At 47.0% G+C, this 17,923-nt stretch carries 16 protein-coding genes; 10 read left to right on the top strand and 6 right to left on the bottom strand.

The genetic code is table 11. The annotated features are described in order from the left end of the window. Positions 1–33: 33 nt before the first annotated feature. From HNR50_RS07075 to HNR50_RS07065, 3 genes are read right to left on the bottom strand one after another with little or no spacing between them, the layout of a single operon-like run. Positions 34–351 (bottom strand): EamA family transporter, encoded by a 318-nt coding sequence (locus HNR50_RS07075; RefSeq protein WP_184745293.1) that lies wholly within the window; start codon positions 349–351, stop codon positions 34–36. After that, positions 348–725, bottom strand: coding sequence for a DMT family transporter (locus HNR50_RS07070; RefSeq protein WP_184745291.1), 378 nt, complete (start codon positions 723–725; stop codon positions 348–350). The genes HNR50_RS07075 and HNR50_RS07070 overlap by 4 nt, the downstream gene beginning before the upstream one ends. 32 nt (positions 726–757) lie before the next feature. After that, positions 758–1,126 carry an FHA domain-containing protein gene (locus HNR50_RS07065; protein WP_184745289.1) on the bottom strand — a complete coding sequence of 123 codons (369 nt, stop codon included), beginning with the start codon at positions 1,124–1,126 and terminating at the stop codon, positions 758–760. Positions 1,127–1,205: 79 nt separating this feature from the next. On the opposite strand from HNR50_RS07065, the gene HNR50_RS07060 reads away from it, so the two are divergent. Genes HNR50_RS07060 through HNR50_RS07035 form a run of 6 tightly spaced genes read left to right on the top strand, consistent with a single transcriptional unit; the run spans position 1,206 to position 8,925 of the window. Beyond that, positions 1,206–2,816: a methyl-accepting chemotaxis protein gene (locus HNR50_RS07060; protein WP_184745287.1), complete on the top strand. Its 1,611-nt coding sequence runs from the start codon at positions 1,206–1,208 to the stop codon at positions 2,814–2,816. A gap of 58 nt (positions 2,817–2,874) precedes the next feature. Further along, positions 2,875–3,891, top strand: a complete 1,017-nt coding sequence (locus HNR50_RS07055) for a LacI family DNA-binding transcriptional regulator (RefSeq protein ID WP_184745285.1) — start codon at positions 2,875–2,877, stop codon at positions 3,889–3,891. 28 nt (positions 3,892–3,919) lie between these two features. Next, positions 3,920–5,512 (top strand): xylulokinase, encoded by a 1,593-nt coding sequence (locus HNR50_RS07050; protein ID WP_184745282.1) that lies wholly within the window; start codon positions 3,920–3,922, stop codon positions 5,510–5,512. Positions 5,513–5,555: 43 nt separating this feature from the next. Beyond that, complete coding sequence (locus tag HNR50_RS07045; protein ID WP_184745280.1) at positions 5,556–6,584, top strand: S66 family peptidase; 1,029 nt, start codon at positions 5,556–5,558, stop codon at positions 6,582–6,584. 33 nt (positions 6,585–6,617) lie between these two features. Next, positions 6,618–8,207 carry a PAS domain-containing sensor histidine kinase gene (locus HNR50_RS07040; protein ID WP_184745278.1) on the top strand — a complete coding sequence of 530 codons (1,590 nt, stop codon included), beginning with the start codon at positions 6,618–6,620 and terminating at the stop codon, positions 8,205–8,207. Positions 8,208–8,262: 55 nt separating this feature from the next. Continuing rightward, complete coding sequence (locus tag HNR50_RS07035; RefSeq protein WP_184745276.1) at positions 8,263–8,925, top strand: MBL fold metallo-hydrolase; 663 nt, start codon at positions 8,263–8,265, stop codon at positions 8,923–8,925. Positions 8,926–9,007: 82 nt separating this feature from the next. Here HNR50_RS07035 and mmsB read toward each other — a convergent pair whose 3' ends face one another. The 3 genes from mmsB to chvE all read right to left on the bottom strand — a co-directional run bounded on the left by mmsB (position 9,008) and on the right by chvE (position 12,878). After that, positions 9,008–10,171, bottom strand: a complete 1,164-nt coding sequence (gene mmsB / locus HNR50_RS07030) for a multiple monosaccharide ABC transporter permease (protein ID WP_184745274.1) — start codon at positions 10,169–10,171, stop codon at positions 9,008–9,010. Next, positions 10,168–11,727: a multiple monosaccharide ABC transporter ATP-binding protein gene (mmsA, locus tag HNR50_RS07025; RefSeq protein WP_184745272.1), complete on the bottom strand. Its 1,560-nt coding sequence runs from the start codon at positions 11,725–11,727 to the stop codon at positions 10,168–10,170. The genes mmsB and mmsA overlap by 4 nt, the downstream gene beginning before the upstream one ends. Positions 11,728–11,804: 77 nt before the next feature. Continuing rightward, positions 11,805–12,878 (bottom strand): multiple monosaccharide ABC transporter substrate-binding protein, encoded by a 1,074-nt coding sequence (gene chvE, locus HNR50_RS07020; protein WP_184745270.1) that lies wholly within the window; start codon positions 12,876–12,878, stop codon positions 11,805–11,807. 206 nt (positions 12,879–13,084) lie between these two features. Here chvE and HNR50_RS07015 point away from each other — a divergent pair, with 206 nt between their 5' ends. The 4 genes from HNR50_RS07015 (at position 13,085) to HNR50_RS07000 (ending at position 17,875) form a co-directional block, all read left to right on the top strand. Beyond that, a complete protein-coding gene (locus HNR50_RS07015) occupies positions 13,085–13,873 on the top strand; it encodes a DeoR/GlpR family DNA-binding transcription regulator (RefSeq protein WP_184745268.1) in 789 nt (262 codons plus the stop codon). Continuing rightward, positions 13,870–15,372: a sugar ABC transporter ATP-binding protein gene (locus HNR50_RS07010; protein WP_184745266.1), complete on the top strand. Its 1,503-nt coding sequence runs from the start codon at positions 13,870–13,872 to the stop codon at positions 15,370–15,372. Before HNR50_RS07015 ends, HNR50_RS07010 begins: the two co-directional genes overlap by 4 nt. Positions 15,373–15,447: 75 nt before the next feature. Continuing rightward, positions 15,448–16,455, top strand: coding sequence for a substrate-binding domain-containing protein (locus tag HNR50_RS07005; protein ID WP_184745264.1), 1,008 nt, complete (start codon positions 15,448–15,450; stop codon positions 16,453–16,455). A 178-nt stretch (positions 16,456–16,633) separates the two neighbouring features. Then, positions 16,634–17,875, top strand: coding sequence for an ABC transporter substrate-binding protein (locus HNR50_RS07000; RefSeq protein ID WP_184745262.1), 1,242 nt, complete (start codon positions 16,634–16,636; stop codon positions 17,873–17,875). Positions 17,876–17,923 lie beyond the last annotated feature (48 nt).

Genomic DNA, 17,923 nt, shown 5'->3' with positions numbered 1-17,923 from the left:
GGCGCGCTCCATTATATAAGGGGATAACGACTGTCAGATCGACCAGATAAATACCCCTCCGCTGATTAATAGAATGCCCAGGGTTTGCAGGAATGAACCTTTTTCTCCCAGCACTGTCACTCCGAGAAGATAGACAATAATATAGGAGATCCCGTTCAGTCCGAAAGCTCCGGAGAGACCGGCGGTCTGAACAGCTTTCATATAGAGGAAAGGCGAGAGAAGGACCAGAAAAACTCCGGCGAAGATATAGAAATCCCAATAATAGGGCTTCTTTCTGTTAAGCCCTTTTTTAACCAGAATCTGTCCCGTCGATGCAGCCAGACACATGGAGATCATAAGAAGATAAATCATGACCGTACCGCCTTAACGCCCGCGGAGGACTGGCGTTTTTCCCCCAGTGCGAAAAGAAGAATGCCGGGGATGATAAGTGAAGCGCCCAGAAGATATTTCAGCTCCAGATTTTCCTTGAGGAAAAACCGGGAGAGAAGCGGCACAATCAGAAAATTCACACTGGAGAGGGCATAGGCTTTAATCAGATCCATCTTTTTTAAAATGAGAATCCAGATAAAGCCGCGGAAGAAAAGACAGAGATACATGAGCGCTGTCCAATAATTTAAAAAAACGCCCCGAAGAGCCGCCTGCCCCGATGAGAGCTGACCCGCCCAGAGAAAGAGAAAATAAAGAGAAAACAGAATGATATTGCGCGCCGGCCCGCTCTTTTCCATATGAAGGAAAGAGTATCATTTTCCGGACTTTTTTACGAGACCTCTTCTTCGCGGAAAAAGCGCAGAACCGTGCTACCCAGCCGGATTCTGTCGCCGTAGCAGAGCTGCTGTTTTTTCTTCAGCCTTTTCCCGTTAATGGCGCTGGAATTGGTCGATTGCAGATCTTCGATGGAGAAGTGATTCCCCTCCTCTCTGACAATACGGCAATGTTCCCGGCTGATCAGATCGTCATTGAGGGAGAAGTCGGCTTTATCGCTTCTTCCTAAAATACAGGAATCGCTGTCCACGATAAAAGTTCTCCCGAAATAGTTCGGTGAGAGAACCAGAAGTATGCCCCTTGAAGAGAGATGCCCCCCCGTTTTCAGGGAGCGCGGATTGTCGTTTATTACTGTTGTGTCCATGCCCCTAATTATTCCCCTTTTTTTTATGTCTATCAAATCTTATTTTTTCGTCGATAATGAGAGGAACAAAGGTATAATAATGAACTGGATTGATAGATATTACAAAAATGCTCCCTATGAAGTGGAAAAAAAACTTAAACCCATTTTCGCCATAATGGTTATTCTGACCTTTATGTCAACCATACTGCTTATAGGAGACTTGCTCAGTAAACAGCAGCTGGTTACCTTTCTGGCCCATTTGGTTCTTATCATCGCGACGGTTACATCTCTCATCGTTCTGCTGAGAGGAGGGTTCCATTTCACATCCCGGGTTTACTTCGCTTTTCTCTTCTGCGCCATGGCGCTTCTCAGGCTGAAGGCCGGATATGAAAATCCCGGAAGCGTAGCCCAGGTAACAGCCATACTGGGTTCCTTTCTGGTTCTCAGCTCTGTATTCATCAGCAGTCTGAAACTCATAGCGGTGTTGTCCGGAATCGGAACTATCAGCTTTATCTATGTAACAACTGTTACCATCCTCAGCCCCGATATGGCAAAGGGGATAATTTCCATGGAGCTTATCGTCTACCCTCTGATAGCCCATATTTCCATTGTCACGTCCACTCTTATTACCAGGGTTGTATTCGACGGCATATTGACACAGACCCTGTTGAACCTCGAAGAGATGAAATCTAAAAGCGAACAGGGTAAGATACTTGTCAAAACCTCTCTGGACCAGCTCGACAAGGCGGAGGAGCTCCTGGAAAACTCTCAGGAAACAGCAAGCGCCGTTGTTCAGATAGAGAGGAACCTCCAATCCATCAAGGAAAATATGGGGGGGCTGGATGGGAATATCCGCTCATCGGTGAATATTCTGGAAGAACTCACCGGTTCGGTTACGGAAATGCGCGGAGCGATCAGCAACCAATCGGAAAAAGTATCCGATTCCACCGGAGCCATTGTACAGATCGTTCAGAATATCCGGTCTGTGGAAGATATTGTCGGGAAGGAAGAGCAATCCGTTTCAACTCTTATAGAGAAATCCCGCGAGGGAGAACATATCGTCGACGAGGCGATGAAAGCCTTTGCCAATGTGACCGACCAGATTGACAATATTCGGGGCATGACATCGCTCATATCTAAAATCGCCGCCCAGACAAACCTTCTGGCTATGAACGCCGCTATAGAAGCAGCCCACGCCGGAGATTCCGGCCGGGGATTTGCCGTCGTAGCCCAGGAGATAAGGAGCCTGGCCGAATCCAGTTCCGCTAACGCCAAAGATATTACCAATAGATTGAAAGATCTGATACAATCAATTGAAACAGCTAACGACAAAGTAAATATAACCGGAAAGTCTTTTCAGGATATTTCCACTGAAGTGCAATCGGTATCCCGGTCCATGTCCCGAATAAAAGACGATGCCGCAAAACTGTCCGGGGAAGGATCGGTCATCAGCGAATCGGCCGCGGGGCTCGACTCGGCTTCCCGGGAAATCGATAGCGAATTCGCCAAATTCAGCCGTGCCCATGAACAGATCAGCAGCGAGGTGCGTTCACTGGTCGATATGTCCGCTCAGATATCCGGCGGAATGACGGAAATAAGCCAGGGAATGAACATGATTTCCGAATCGGTTCTACAGATTTCCGATCTGTCCAAAGGTTTGAAGGACCACGGGGAACACCTGAATAAAGAGATAAAAATTCTCGAATCTTGACAATTCCCATAAAGTGCCATACTCTGAATGTGTACGTTAACGCAAGTGTGGTTTGAGAATGATTACAATCAAGGAAATTGCAGAACAGGCCGGTGTTTCCATCGGCACGGTCGACAGGGTCATTCATGACAGAGGCCGGGTTTCAGAGAAGACGAAAAGCAGGATTCTCTCCATAATGGAAAAGGAAGGATACCGGCGGAATATCGTTGCCAGCCAGCTTTCCAACTCCCGCAAAACCCTTCTGGCCGTACTGATCCCCCATCCTCACCAGAACGACAGTTTCTGGGGAATGATCGGCGAAGGAATCCGTGAAGCCAGTGAAAAACTCAGCTATTTCAAGCTCGATACCCGCTTTTATTTTTTTGATCGTTATTCCCCCGATGATTATATAAAACAGCTTGATTCGGCCATAGCCGCCAGCCCTTCGGGACTTCTGATCGCCCCGATCCTGGCAGAGGAAACCATGAAATTCCGGGACAGCATACCGGAAAACTGCAAAGTGGTGTTTTTCAATTCCGATCTTCCCGAATTTCCCCGTCTTTCCTGTATCGGGCAGGATTCCTATGAAAGCGGAAGGACAGCTGGAAAGCTGATGCATATTCTGACAGGAGACAAGGGGTCCATTGCCGTAATAGAAGTAAACCTGGAAGATTATCATATCAATACAAGAGCTCTGGGATTCAAGGACTATATGAAAGAGCACACCTCCATGGATATCAGTTCCTACTTCCTTCCTCCGGAGAACAAAAGAGATGAATTCGAAATCACCGCGCGGCAGATTCTGAAGGATCACAAAGATCTGACCGGGCTTTTCGTACCCAATTCATCGGTTCACTTTTTCGCCGAGCGGTTGCCGGATAATGTAAAGATCATAGGTTTCGACCAGGTGGAAGCCAACACCCGTCAGCTGAAGGCCGGCCAGATCGATTTCCTTATAAATCAGCAGCCCTGGAAGCAGGGGGAACTGGCTCTTGAAAATTTGATAAAATGCACGATTCTGCAGGAAGAGATTCCCTATAATATAAAGCTCCCCATTGAAATCCTCTGCCGGGAGAATATCAATTCCTATGAGTAAAAACGCACTAGAGTAACTGGAGGTTCTTATGAGCAAAAATCCTATGGAAATTATCAAATCCGGTCAGGCTATGGTCGGCATCGAGCTGGGATCGACGAGAATCAAAGCCGTTCTGATAGATGATGAAAAAGCGCCTGTTGCAGCAGGCGGGTACGGCTGGGAGAATTCTCTGGTCGACGGCATATGGACCTATTCCATGGATGAAGTGGAAACGGGTCTGAGAGAGGCGTACCGCGATCTGAAGAGAGATGTAAAAGACAAGTACGGCGTTGAGCTGAAAGCCGTAAAAGCCATGGGCATAAGCGCCATGATGCACGGATACCTTGTTTTTGATAAAGAGGACAGGCTTCTGGTTCCCTTCCGGACCTGGCGGAACAATATTACGGGACAGGCTTCAGAGGAACTGACCGAACTTTTCCATTACCCTATCCCCCAGAGATGGAGTATGGCCCACCTCTACCAGGCGATGCTCAATAAGGAAGAACACATTCCCGAAATAGGCATACTCACAACCCTTTCGGGTTATGTCCACTGGAAACTGACAGGACGCAAGGTTGTGGGTGCCGGGGAAGCGTCGGGAATGTTCTCCCTCGACAGTAAGACTCTTCAATTCCGCGGAGATCTTGTGGAAAAATTCGACAGAAAAGCACAGGAGTTCAATACGGGATGGAAACTTCTCGATATCCTCCCTGAAGTTCTGACCGCGGGTGAAGAAGCGGGAACCTTAACGGAAGCCGGAGCCCTGTGGCTCGACCCGACGGGAGATCTGGAACCGGGCGCGCCCCTCTGTCCTCCCGAAGGAGATGCGGGAACCGGCATGGTCGCCACAAACAGCATTACAAAAAGAACGGGAAATGTGTCGGCCGGAACGTCGACCTTTGCCATGATCGTCCTGGAAGAGGATCTGAAGGATGTCCACCACGAAATCGATCTGGTGACAACCCCCGACGGTTCGCCCGTGGCTATGGCCCATTCCAATAACTGCACCTCCGATTTCAATGCCTGGGTCTCGGTTCTCGCCGATGGAGCCAGACTTATGGGAGCCGGTTTCGATACCGACACCCTCTATGAAAAAATGATGAATAAAGCTCTGGAAGGGGCGCCGGATTGCGGCGGACTGCTGTCAATCGGTTATCTATCCGGAGAACACATTACGGGATTTACCGAAGGAAGACCCCTCTTTGTCCGCAACCCCGACAGCCGTTTTTCGCTGGAAAACTTCCTCAGGGCCAATCTCTACAGCTCTATCTGTGCCCTGAAGACGGGAGTGGATATTCTCACGGAACGGGAAGGCGTTCAGGTAGACGAAATCCGCGGACACGGCGGTTTCTTTAAAACACCGGTTGTCGGTCAGAGAATCATGGCCGCAGCGCTCAATACCCCCGTATCCCAACTGGAAACGGCAGGAGAAGGCGGTGCCTGGGGAATAGCCCTGCTGGCTGCTTTTATGGCAGAGAAAAAAACAGGAGAGAGCTTGTCGGAATACCTTGATAAAGTCTTTGCCGGTTCCATGGGAACAGCCCTGAAACCGGACCCCGAAGATGTAAAGGGCTTTAACGCCTACTTCGAGAGATACCACAAAGGACTGGCCGTGGAAAGGGCTGCGGTGGAAAGTCTTTAAAATAATCCCTCTTCGGTGTACATTACCGCAAGGGGGATTTTTTATGCTCAAACCTGAAAGACTGAAAAAAGACGACACCATAGCCGTCATATCTCCATCCTGGGGAGGACCTGGCCTCTATCCCTATATTTTTGATAAAGGTCTTGAAAACCTGAAAGAAATGGGTTTCCGCATAAAGGAATATCCTACCGCCAGAATGTCCGCCGACGAACTGCACAGGAACCCGGAACTGCGCGCGCAGGACATCAATAAAGCTTTTGCCGATAGAGAGGTGAAAGGTATTATCACATCCATCGGCGGGGATGATTCGGCAAGAGTTCTCCGGTACCTCGACACAGACATCATTCTAAACAATCCCAAACTGTTTATGGGTTATTCCGATACAACAGGTTATACATCCTATCTCAATCAGAAGGGGTTGGTCATATTCAACGGACCGGCGGTCATGGCGGGGTTTTCCCAACTGGGGTCTTTCCCTCCCGAATACCGCCGTTATCTGGAGAAATTTCTCTTCGATGAGTGGTCAACCCTCGAACTCCCCCATTTTCCCTCCTACTCCGACGGCTACCTGCCATGGTGCGAAGAGAATGCAGGAAAAATTATTCCTCCGGTAACCGATGAGGGTATGCGCTGGCTTCAGGGAGAAAAAAAATCTTCGGGAACTCTCTGGGGCGGATGCATCGAAGTGCTGGAAATGCTCAAAGGCACGGAATTCTGGCCCGAACCCTCTTTCTGGGAAGGGAAAATACTCTTTTTCGAGACATCGGAAGACAACCCGTCCGTGGACTATGTCCGGTACTGGCTCAGAAACTACGGCGTTATGGGTGTTTATGATAAAATCGAAGGCCTGTTGTTCGGCAGGGCCAGAGATTTTTCCGATAAAAAGAAAAAAGAACTGGATGAGACAATTATATCCGTCGTAAAGGGAGAGTTCGGCCGGGAGGACCTCAATATTATTTCGAATATGAGCTTCGGCCACACGGATCCTCAGATCATACTGCCTCTTGGAACGGTTCTCCAAATCGATCCGGCGGCGGAAAAACTGCTACTGTCTGAATCGCCTTTTAATTGAAATGAGGTCTGCCTTTGAATAAAATATAAGCATATGAGAGAAAGATTGCGTTCCATTCTTAAGGATCCCGCCGAACGAATAAGAGTGATAGCTATGCTGTCCATCAGCATAAGCATTATCACTATAGGAATTGTCCTCACAGTAAAAAATGTTGTGGAAGGCGATCAATCAATCAATCCTCTCTATATCGCGTCGGTAATTGTAACAGTTCTTTTCGTTGTTCTCCTTCTGTTCTCCTACAGCAAATTCCTCTCATCCGTTTTTTTCATATCCTTCACCATTGTCATAGCTTTCCAGATCTTGACCGGCGATTTCTATGAATATCAGACACTTTACCTCGCGGTCCTGATAACCGGGTCCTATTTCTTTATGGAGGATCGGTATGCCTATGCCATTATTCTAATCGCTTTGCTGTCCTTTGTGTTTCTCTTCCTTTTCAAAGAAAACCCCGGGGATTACAGTCCCGACATGTTTCCCATTTCCCTCTTCACTCTGATTCTGATCTCCATATACACATCGCTCAATATATGGGTTCATAAACTCTATATAAAAGAATTGACCAGAAACAGGGACGATCTGGAAAAGGAAGTGAACTCCCGGACGGAAGAACTGAAAAAAGCCAAGGAATACGCGGAATTTCTTTTCAGAAAAAGCCCGGTCGCCATTTACTCAATTGACAGCAGTAAAAGAATCGTCGATGTCAATGAAATGGCTGAATTGATCACCGGCTACAAACAGGATGAAATAGCCGGAAAAACGGCAGACATACTAAATCCGGAGAAAGAAGACAACAACCCGTTGTTCAGCGGAAAAAACCTGAAAGAAAACGAAACCGTCATAGTGACAGGAAAGGGTGAAAAACGAATCATCGAACGCCACAGACTGGAAGTGAAAGGATCGTCCGATACAGATATCCGGTACATTGAGAGTTTTACAGATCTGACATCGATGAAGCAACTGGAAATATTCAAGGAAGATATGGAAGGGGTCATGCGTCATGATCTGAAAACTCCGCTGAACTCCATCATCGGGTTTACCCGTCTTCTGCTGCAAGATGAATCGATCAGCCGTGAAAGCCGGGATTACCTCCGGATAATATCGAATTCCGGAAAGAATATGCTCAACCTCATCAACCAGTCTCTGATTCTATATAAGATTGAATCGGGAACTTATGAGCCTGCCTTTCAAAAAGTGGATGTTCTTTCCATAATCAGGGACATTATGGGAGAGTTGAACCTTCAGGCTTTGGAGAAGGAATGCACTTTTGTATTACACACAGACAGGAAAGAGTTTCAACTGTCAAGCGAACACACCCTCCTCTATATGATCTTTTCCAATCTTATGAAAAACGCCCTCGAAGCATCACCGCGAAATGACTCTATTACCATTTCAGTCAAAAGCGGCGAAGGCTATACTGTAACAATTCACAATGGAGGCGTTATTCCCCACAGCATACGGAACACTTTCTTTGAGAAATACGTTACCAGCAGCAAGAAAAACGGAACAGGACTGGGGACGTACAGTGCGAGGATAGCCGCCTCTGTAATCGGCGCTACACTCGATTTTACTACGGATGAAACGAACGGCACCAATCTGAATATTCATTTTCCTGCAATGTTATAAAATATCGTTTAAAATGTAACGGACCTGTCAGGCAAAAAACATTCTGGAGGATTATATGGATTTTGTTACAGATACAATAGACGGACCTGATGGAAAAATCGCTTTGACGTTCATCGGCCATGGAACACTGATTATTCAATACAACGACACAACCATTCATATCGACCCCTGGGCTGCTCTGGCTGATTACAGGGCCCTTCCCGATGCAGACCTCATATTGATAACCCATGAACATCAGGATCATCTGGACAGCGAAGCCATACAGGCCGTAGTCAGGAAAGATACGGAAATAATCACCACCGGAATCTGCGGCGGACTGCTGAAAGACAGATTCGATTCAATCACAACCATGGGTAATGGAGATACTACCAATTTCAAAAATATAAAGATAGAAGCTGTTCCGGCTTACAATTTTGAGAAACCCTACCATCCCCGGGGCATGGGAAACGGCTATATTCTGAACTGCGGAAAAACGAGAATATACATTGCCGGAGATACAGAAAACACGGAAGAGATGAAAGCGCTGGAAAACATAAATATAGCTTTCCTTCCCATGAACCTCCCCTATACCATGACGCCGGAGCAGGTGGCCGATGGGGCGACAGCTTTCAAACCTGAAATACTCTATCCTTATCACTATGGCGAGACTGATACTGACGAGCTTGTTCAACTTATGAAAGATACCGGAATAGATGTGAGAATCAGGCCCCTCAGCTGACAAAAAAACCGCCCGCAGGAGAAAGGAGACTCTTGCGGACGGTACAGGAATAATTAAAAAAGAGTAATTTGCTTTACTCGCTTTAACTTTTTTTCTTGGCTACAACATCAAAGAAAACGGCTCCGAGAAGAACCAGCCCCTTAATCGCCTGCTGCCAGTCGACGCTGACACCCATAATGGACATACCGTTGTTCAAAACACCCATTACAAGGCCTCCGACGATGGCGCCGATGACCGTGCCGATACCGCCGGAAGCGGAAGCTCCCCCGATGAAACAGGAAGCGATGGCATCGAGTTCGAACATGGTTCCCGCTTTGGGAGTCGCCGCATTAAGCCGTCCTGCCACGACAAGACCGGCCAGAGCTGATAAGAGTCCCATATTCGTGTAAACCAGAAACATAACCCGTTTGGTTTTGACGCCCGACAGTTTCGCCGCTTTTTCATTTCCCCCCAGGGCATAGACATGCCGTCCGAAAATGGTTCTCTGGGTAATAAAAGTATAGATGCCGATCATACCGATAAGCAGGATCAGAACTATGGGAATTCCATTGTAGGCCGCAAGACTGAAGGTAAGAAGATTGATTGCTATGATTACAATGGCAATTTTGAACAATTCGAGCCACATGGGGATAACTTCAAAGCCGTATTTTGCCTTGTTTTTCCGGGACTTAAACACCATAGCGGCAAAAACCAGGGAAATAACCAGACCGGCCAGAAGTGAAATGACATTTAATCCGCCGATTGTGATATCCCGGCCGGGAAGATAACCGGCCGACATGGCCTGAAAGCTCTTCTCAAAAGGAGACAGGGTCTGCCCTTTAAGAATAACCATTGTCAACCCCCGCCAGATAAGCATACCGGCTAGAGTTACGATAAAGGCGGGGATGCGCATATAGGCAATAAAATAACCGTGAAAGGCTCCGACGGCCATTCCTACGATAAGGGCGGAAATGATTGTCAGCCATACGGGAACGCCCCAATTCACCATCATAACAGCCGAAACAGCTCCGACAAAGGCGACAACCGAACCGACAGAGAGATCGATATTCCCGGTCAGAATGGCCAGCAGCATACCTGTAGCCAAAATGAGAACGTAGGCGTTCTGCAAAACCAGATTGTTGACATTCATAGGCCGGAAAAGAATCCCTCCCGTCAAAATCTGGAATAACACCATTATAAAGACAAGGGCGAGAACCATACCGTTCTGCCGGATATTATTCTTGAAATAATTCGTGAGCTGATTCATCCATTGCTCCTTTTCACTGATTTTTTCTCTTTCTGATGAGTCATGATGGTTTTCATGATGCTTTCCTGGGACGCTTCGCCCCTGTCCAGGCATCCCGCCATCTCCCCGTCGTTCACAACATATATTCTATCACACATGCCCAGAAGCTCGGGCATCTCCGAACTGATTATCAGCACCGCTTTACCTTCCGCGGCCAGCTCATTGATAATCGTATAAATTTCATATTTCGCACCGACATCGATACCTCTGGTCGGTTCGTCCAGCAACAGGATATCAGGTTCGGACATTAGCCATTTGCTCAAAACGACTTTCTGCTGATTCCCTCCGGACAGGCTTTCGACAACCTGTTCGAGACCGGTGGACCTGACTGCCAGTTTATTCCGGTATTTTTCCGCCTCGACAACCTCCTCATTGGGGTTGATAACCTGAAACTTGGAAACCTTGCCGAGATTGGCCAGGGAAATATTGTTTTTTATATCGTTTATCAGAACCAGACCGTATGCCTTTCTATCTTCTGTTAAATAGACAAGACCGTTATCAATGCAGTCATTGACCGAATCCACTCTGATTTCCCTGCCGTTCTTATACACCCTGCCGGTATGTTTCTGACCGTAGGACTTGCCGAAGATGCTCATGGCGATCTCCGTCCTGCCGGCTCCCATCAATCCGGCGAAACCGATGACTTCGCCTCTGCGGATATTGAAATTGACATTGTTCACGATTTTTCTATGTTCGTGCTGCGGATGGTACACCGACCAGTCCTCCACACGGAAAATCACTTCTCCTACTTCATTGTTCCTCGAAGGCCATCTATCGGTGATTTCCCGGCCCACCATGCTTTTAATAATCCGGTCTTCGTGAAAATCTCCCTCTTCGCGGGTCATGTTCTCAATAACCCGCCCGTCGCGGATAACCGTGATCTTATCGGCCACCTGCTCAATCTCATTCAGTTTATGGCTGATCAGAATCGAAGTGATCCCCTCGGCTTTCAATTCCTTAAGTAAGTCGAGTAGCTTACCCGACTCTTCATCATTCAACGCCGCCGTAGGCTCATCGAGAATAAGAATTCTCACTTCTTTCGAAAGAGCCTTTGCAATCTCAACAAGCTGCTGCTTCCCTACCCCGATATTGCCGATAAGCGTATTGGGGTTCTCATCGAGTCCGACCTTCTTTAGTAGTTTACCGGCCTCGTCTACAGTTTTATTCCAGTCAATAACTCCCCCGGAAGCTTTTTCATTCCCGAGGAAAATATTTTCGGCAATCGAAAGGTAGGGGATAAGGGCAAGCTCCTGATGTATAATAACTATCCCGAGCTTTTCGCTGTCCTTGATAGTTTTAAAACTGCACTCTTCTCCCTTGACGAAAATCTTCCCGTCAAAAGAACCGTGGGGATGAACGCCGGAGAGCACTTTCATAAGTGTCGATTTTCCGGCTCCGTTCTCCCCCACAATGGCGTGGATCTCATCATCCTGTACGGAAAAGCTGACATCCTGTAAAGCTGGAACACCGGCGAACTTTTTCGTTATATCGCGCATTTCCAGAATCGTGTTTGCCATAATCCCTTACATCTCCTTAACATCTCTTCCCTGACCGGCAGCCCCGCAGGGGGCTGCCGATCCCAATTTGAAAAGTATTACAGTCCTATCTGATCTTTTGTGTAATATCCAGTGTCGATAAGCGCCTCTACAACATTGCTCTTGTCCACAGAAACAGGAGTTTCGAGGAAAGAAGGAACAATTTTCACACCGTTATCATAAGTTTTGGTGTCGTTGATTTCAGGTTCTGTTCCCTGAAGAACAGCGTCGACCATGTCGGAAGCTCTCTTGGCGAGAGTTCTCGTGTCTTTAAAAACAGTGGAGTACTGCTCACCGGCGAGGATCGATTTTACAGAAGGAATTTCGGCGTCCTGTCCGGAAACGACCGGTATGGGCTTGCCGCTTCCGTATCCGACACTCTTGAGAGCGGAAAGGATACCGATGGAAAGTCCATCATAGGGAGACAGTACGGCATCGACATTTTTATCTGTGTAGAAAGCCGCCAGAAGGTTGTCCATTCTCTGCTGAGCGACAACACCATCCCATCTGAGCGTAGCGACCTGATCGAAATCGGTCTGACCGGATACAACCACGAGCTGACCTTTATCGATGTAGGGCTGGAGAACGCTCATAGCACCATCGAAAAAGTAGTAAGCATTTGTATCGTCAGGAGAACCGGCGAAGAGCTCGATATTGAAAGGACCGGCACCGGAAGCGAGATCGAGTCCCTCAACAAGAGAAGTAGCCTGAATAACACCGACTTTGAAGTTGTCGAAAGTAGCGTAGTAGCTGACATGGGGAGAGTTGACGATCAATCTGTCGTAGGAAATGATTTTAACATCATTCTGGGCAGCCTGCTCGAGAACATTAAAAAGCGCGGCTCCATCTATAGCAGCGATAACAAGAGCATCGGCGCCTTTTACGATCATGTTTTCGATCTGAGCTACCTGAGCGTCAATATTGTCTTCAGCGTACTGGAGATCGACTTTATATCCTCTTGCCTCGAGAATCTCCTTCATGTATCCCCCGTCCTGGATCCATCTCTGGGAAGACTGTGTTGGCATAGCGATACCGACAGTTGCTACGCCGTCATCCTGCTGACCATTGGCAAAGAGGGGCGCTGCCATGAGCACCATCAGTGCGGAAAGAAAAATTGCAGTGAACTTTTTCATCTAAGTTCTCCTTTATTATGATTTTCAGAAATTGAAAGCAAATAATCACAGTTTGAAAGCATTCGTAATCATTTACTTTCGTTTCTAGATTTATTTAAAACCCCTTTTTTTCTGCTGTCAACAAAAAAGTGTGTGCGTTAACGCAAATTCATATCCCCCAATTTGTTTCTGTTGTCTAGCAGCTGTTTTACCCTTAGAATGGGTATATGTACGCCATCGAACGGATCAAGCTTATCAAAACATATCTGGAAAAACACGGTCAGGTTCAGGTCCAGACATTAAGTTCCCTTCTCAGCGTATCGGAAGTGACGGTCCGCCGCGACCTGGAACGGCTCGAAGCCGAAGGATGGCTTACGAGGACCCATGGCGGCGCCGTGATTAATCGGGAAGCGATATCCGATCCTTTGCATGAGCTGCTCGATGAACCGGATAAAGATGAAAAAGCCAATGACATCGCATCTGTTGCCAGCCGTATGATTGAAGACGATGACGTCATAATGCTGATGAACGGACCGATAAACAGAATTCTGGCCAGACTTCTGGAAAAGCGGTCCAACCTCACGGTCCTGACCAATGATGTTGCGGTCGCGCTGGCTATTTCTCTTCAGGAGAGAAACCGGGCTGTTCTGCTGGGCGGCGAAATGGACAGAGAGGAAAAGGCCGCCTTCGGATCGATGGCTTTGAGTAATCTGCGAAAGTACTATGTGAACAAGCTCTTTATAGAGCTGGACGGCATTAACGAAAATCTGCATTTAACAGTGAACAGTCAGAATAAAGCGGACCTGATTGAAGGAGCCATGGAAGTAACCGGAGAGACAATTGCCATTTGTTCGGCTTCCAACTTCGGGAAGAGCGCCTTCTTCCGGCTCGGCCCCGTAAAACTCGTTAAGAAAATTATCAGTTCCAATACGCTGGACGAAGAATACAAAGCCGGTCTGTTCCGGTCCGGCATTCCTTTATACACATCGGCGGCAGCCTTTGAGGGTACGGAATGACAGCGAATAGCGCCCTGATCGAACTGATCGCAGTAAAAAAACGATTCGGCGATTTTCAGCTGGAAGATATCAATATAGACCTATATAAAGGGGAGATACATGTACTGGTCGGAGAGAACGGTACAGGGAAATCCACATTGATGAAAATGATTGGGGGCTGGTTTCCCCAGGATGAAGGAGTCATCCTCTACAAAGGAATCCATTATTCCTTCTCATCGATCAGCGAAGCTGTTGAGGGAGGAATCCTCTACCTGCATCAGGATCTTCAGAATTTCGAAAACCTTACAGTCGCGGAGAATATTTTCTTCCGGACTTTATCGGGTAGAAAAAAAGCCTTTTTCTACTTCAATCCTGAAAAGATTCAGGCCAGATGTCTATCGGTTTTTAAAGAACTCAATATAAAGATTGATCCTCAGGCACGATTGGGGTCTCTGGGATTTGCGGAAAAGCAGCTCATATCCGCAGTCAGAGCCTATGTTTCCAAAGCGGAAGTCATTATTTTTGACGAGCCTTCTTCGGCAATGGGAGATCCCGAACGCGAAATCCTGTTCAACATTGTCAGAGCGCTTAAACAGAGAGGAACTGCCATATTCTATATCTCTCACAGACTCGATGAGATACAGACTATAGGAGACCGCGTTTCCGTACTGGACAGAGGAACCATAGGGAAAACCTGTATATGCAGCGAAGTGGGGAGCCAGGGCATTGTGGAAATGATGATCGGCGAGGTTCATAGAGAGAGGTATCCCCGTCTTTCTTCAAGAAAGGGAAGAACCCTTCTGAATGTGGAAAATCTCACACACTCCCCCATCCTGAAAGGAGTGAGCTTTTCTTTGCGGAAAGGTGAAATTGTGGGAATAACCGGCTTGATGGGCTCGGGACGCACTCTTCTGGCTAAATGTCTCTTCGGCATAGTCAAACCGGAGGAAGGGGCCATTTCCGTCAGAGGAATGGAAAGACGCTTCAATCACCCTCTGGAAGCTATGGAAGCGGGAATCTCTCTTATTCCGGAAGATCGTATGGAAAACGGGATTTTTTCCATTCACACAGTCAAAACCAACATGACCAGCGCCGCTTTGAAGCGCTTTGTCAACAAGCTGTCTCTCGATGATCGCTTCATCTACGAACTGACTGGTAAATATGTAGACGAGCTGAGCATAGCTCCGGGCCATGCCGACGATGTGGTGAGAAATTATTCCGGCGGCAATATGCAGAAGATTCTTATCGGCCGGTGGCTTATGCAGCGGAGTCCCATTTATATAATGGACGAGCCCACGAGGGGTATAGACGCGGCTTCCAAAGTGGATATCTACAACACCATGAACGATATTGTGGAGAAAGGCGGCGCCATACTGCTGATCAGTTCGGAGATTGAGGAAATTCTGGGAATGTGCGACCGCATACTCGTTCTGGCGGGAGGAAAGATCAAAGGGGAAATGAGCCGGGAGGAAGCATCGAAAGAGAAGATCCTCCGGCTGGCGACTGATGAATCGGGGTGATCATATTAATTTCTGTTGAAAATAGTGAAAATTTGTTGCATTATATTTTTTATCAATTCTAGAACAGGAATAACAGTGGTAACCTTAAAAGACATTTCAGAAATTACGGGAGTTTCCATAAGCACAGTTTCCCGTGTATTAAACAACAGAGGGAAGATCAGCGAGGAAACCAAACGACTGGTTCTGGGCGCAGCTGATGAGCTCATGTTCAAAAAAGGTGTGGTTTCTCAGAAAACCGGGCAAATTTCCTACCGGCTTGCCATATTCTACCCCAACAAAGGCGAATATTTTCACAACGATCCTTCATCTTCATCGGATATACGGTCAATTCAGTCTGAGCTTCTGCAGAAAGGACATACTGTTGAATTGATCCCTCATTTCCTTTCAGAAGACAGAGGAATGGAAAAACTCATAGAGAGCATAAACCGAAACAAAATAGACAGTTTTATATTATCCGACCCTCCACCGGAAAAGAAGGTTCTGAAGGGTCTGGAAAAAATAACAATCCCCTTCATTATTACTAATGGAATATTCAGGAGTTCATCGCTCAATCAGATCGACTTTGATAATTATTCGGGAATGAAAAGACTTTCAGAGTACATATTATCAAAAGGACACAGAAAAATCGGCATTCTCATGGGTCCGGAAAACAGAAGCGTCAATAGAAACAGAGTTGATGGATTAAAGGATGCCTTCAAAGAACTCAATCTCAAAATTGACAGCAAACTTGTAAAAAACTGTGAGTTCAGTATGGAGAGCGGATATGCCGGAGCGAAAGATCTTCTGGCCGAGAAAAAAGAGATTTCAGCGCTTATATGTTTCAGTGATTACATTGCACTGGGGGCTATGAAAGCCTGCAAGGAAACAGGTTTCCGCATCCCCGACGATATAAGTATTGTCGGCTTTGATGATATATCTTTTTCAGAGTTCTCCGACCCCCCGCTGACAACAGTAAAAAGACACTCGGAGCAGTTCTATTCCTTTATTGCCAAAGCTCTTCATGACTTAATAAAATACGGAGACTCTATCAGTTCCTTCAACGTGCTATTCAACACGGAACTAATCAACAGACACTCGGGATAAAGTACCCCGATCCCTAAAGTTCTTCCGGTTCAGGTTACCGGGGATATCGTGATCTTTAACAAAAATGAGTTGCACCAACCAACCTTGGAAACTATTTTGCACTTCTGTGCAAACTTTTTGCTTTACATTTTGCACAATTACCCTAATAATAAAATTCAATAAATCTTGGAGGAAATAAATGAAAAAGATTTTTGCTATCTTGTTCTCCCTGACAATGATATTGCCCCTCTTTTCCAACGGGCAGCAGGAAGGCGCGAAAACATCGGAAATTCAGTTTTTCAGCTGGTATTCAACAGAAACAGATTCATATGAAGAGCAGCTGCTGGCAACTGTGGCATCAAAAGTCGATGGCGTCGCTGTTGAGATAGAACCTGTTGTCTGGGACCAGATGCACTCTCTTCTTCAGGCGAGAATTGCCGGCGGTTCGATGCCGGATCTGCTTGACTTCAAAGGGCAGGATATCGCGAAATACGGAAAAGCCGGCAACCTGATGGAGCTGACAGGATCCTGGATAGATGAGTACATATCTCCGGCTGCAAGAGAAAACCTGCAGATCGACGGAAAAGACTACGGACTCCCTTATTCGGCTCTTTTCCAGGGAGTTCTCTATAACAGAGACATCTTTGACAAATACGATCTTAAAATTCCCGAAACATACGAAGAGTTAATGGAAGTAGCAGCTGTTCTCAAAAGCAACGGCGTAACACCTTTCGTTTCACACATGGCCGATAACTGGCACATTGGAAACATAACCATGCAGTTCGCCATGTCCGAAGTATTTAATGAAAACCCGGGCTGGGGAGCCGATCTCTATGACGGGAAAGTTACTTTTGAAGACAGCGAAGGCTATAGAAACGTATTCAAACACGTGAAAGATATTTACGACAATACCTGGGAAGACACATTCTCCGTTGATTTCGGTGAAGCGACAGCCCGTTTCGGACGGGGAGAAGCAGCCATGTTCGCAACAGGAACCTGGTCGAACAGAAATCTTCAGGAATTCCCGGAACTGGATTACGGGATTTTCCCCTTCCCCGGAGAGAAAGCCGGAGCCAAGCTGATTTTCGAACCGAACCACACATACGGCGTAGCAGCCACAACGGAAAACCCGGAAAAGGTTATGGAGGTTCTAAAAGCCATCATAACAGACAAAGAACTCGCTGCGACTTTTGTTGACGAGGCAAGCGCATACAGTCTTGTAAACGGTGTACAGCCCTCTTCTCCCTATCCCTGCGACAGCGATATCGATAGGTACAAAGCTGATAACGCCATCGTCGATGTATCGATTGGTAACAACCAGATCAAATGGGCCTATCAGGAAGAATATTCCCGGTATATAGCGGAATGGCTTCTGGGAAGCAAAACTCTTGATGAAGCTCTTGCTGCGGCAACGGCTCATAAAGAGAACGTACCCCGCTAAACCGAAGCAGCCCTTCAATAAAATCAGGACTGAAGGCGGTAAAGTCTT

Source organism: Spirochaeta isovalerica, from assembly GCF_014207565.1.
GTDB lineage: Bacteria > Spirochaetota > Spirochaetia > DSM-2461 > DSM-2461 > Spirochaeta_F > Spirochaeta_F isovalerica.
The sequence above is the reverse complement of the archived record's forward strand: the minus strand, read 5'-3'. Positions and strand labels throughout refer to the sequence as shown.

What these genes read in the sequence shown, in the direction of transcription:
- HNR50_RS07075 (WP_184745293.1), bottom strand. Translation starts at nt 351, where the DNA reads ATGATTTATCTTCTTATGATCTCCATGTGTCTGGCTGCATCGACGGGA.
- HNR50_RS07070 (WP_184745291.1), bottom strand. Translation starts at nt 725, where the DNA reads ATGGAAAAGAGCGGGCCGGCGCGCAATATCATTCTGTTTTCTCTTTAT.
- HNR50_RS07065 (WP_184745289.1), bottom strand. Translation starts at nt 1,126, where the DNA reads ATGGACACAACAGTAATAAACGACAATCCGCGCTCCCTGAAAACGGGG.
- HNR50_RS07060 (WP_184745287.1), top strand. Translation starts at nt 1,206, where the DNA reads ATGAACTGGATTGATAGATATTACAAAAATGCTCCCTATGAAGTGGAA.
- HNR50_RS07055 (WP_184745285.1), top strand. Translation starts at nt 2,875, where the DNA reads ATGATTACAATCAAGGAAATTGCAGAACAGGCCGGTGTTTCCATCGGC.
- HNR50_RS07050 (WP_184745282.1), top strand. Translation starts at nt 3,920, where the DNA reads ATGAGCAAAAATCCTATGGAAATTATCAAATCCGGTCAGGCTATGGTC.
- HNR50_RS07045 (WP_184745280.1), top strand. Translation starts at nt 5,556, where the DNA reads ATGCTCAAACCTGAAAGACTGAAAAAAGACGACACCATAGCCGTCATA.
- HNR50_RS07040 (WP_184745278.1), top strand. Translation starts at nt 6,618, where the DNA reads ATGAGAGAAAGATTGCGTTCCATTCTTAAGGATCCCGCCGAACGAATA.
- HNR50_RS07035 (WP_184745276.1), top strand. Translation starts at nt 8,263, where the DNA reads ATGGATTTTGTTACAGATACAATAGACGGACCTGATGGAAAAATCGCT.
- mmsB (WP_184745274.1), bottom strand. Translation starts at nt 10,171, where the DNA reads ATGAATCAGCTCACGAATTATTTCAAGAATAATATCCGGCAGAACGGT.
- mmsA (WP_184745272.1), bottom strand. Translation starts at nt 11,727, where the DNA reads ATGGCAAACACGATTCTGGAAATGCGCGATATAACGAAAAAGTTCGCC.
- chvE (WP_184745270.1), bottom strand. Translation starts at nt 12,878, where the DNA reads ATGAAAAAGTTCACTGCAATTTTTCTTTCCGCACTGATGGTGCTCATG.
- HNR50_RS07015 (WP_184745268.1), top strand. Translation starts at nt 13,085, where the DNA reads ATGTACGCCATCGAACGGATCAAGCTTATCAAAACATATCTGGAAAAA.
- HNR50_RS07010 (WP_184745266.1), top strand. Translation starts at nt 13,870, where the DNA reads ATGACAGCGAATAGCGCCCTGATCGAACTGATCGCAGTAAAAAAACGA.
- HNR50_RS07000 (WP_184745262.1), top strand. Translation starts at nt 16,634, where the DNA reads ATGAAAAAGATTTTTGCTATCTTGTTCTCCCTGACAATGATATTGCCC.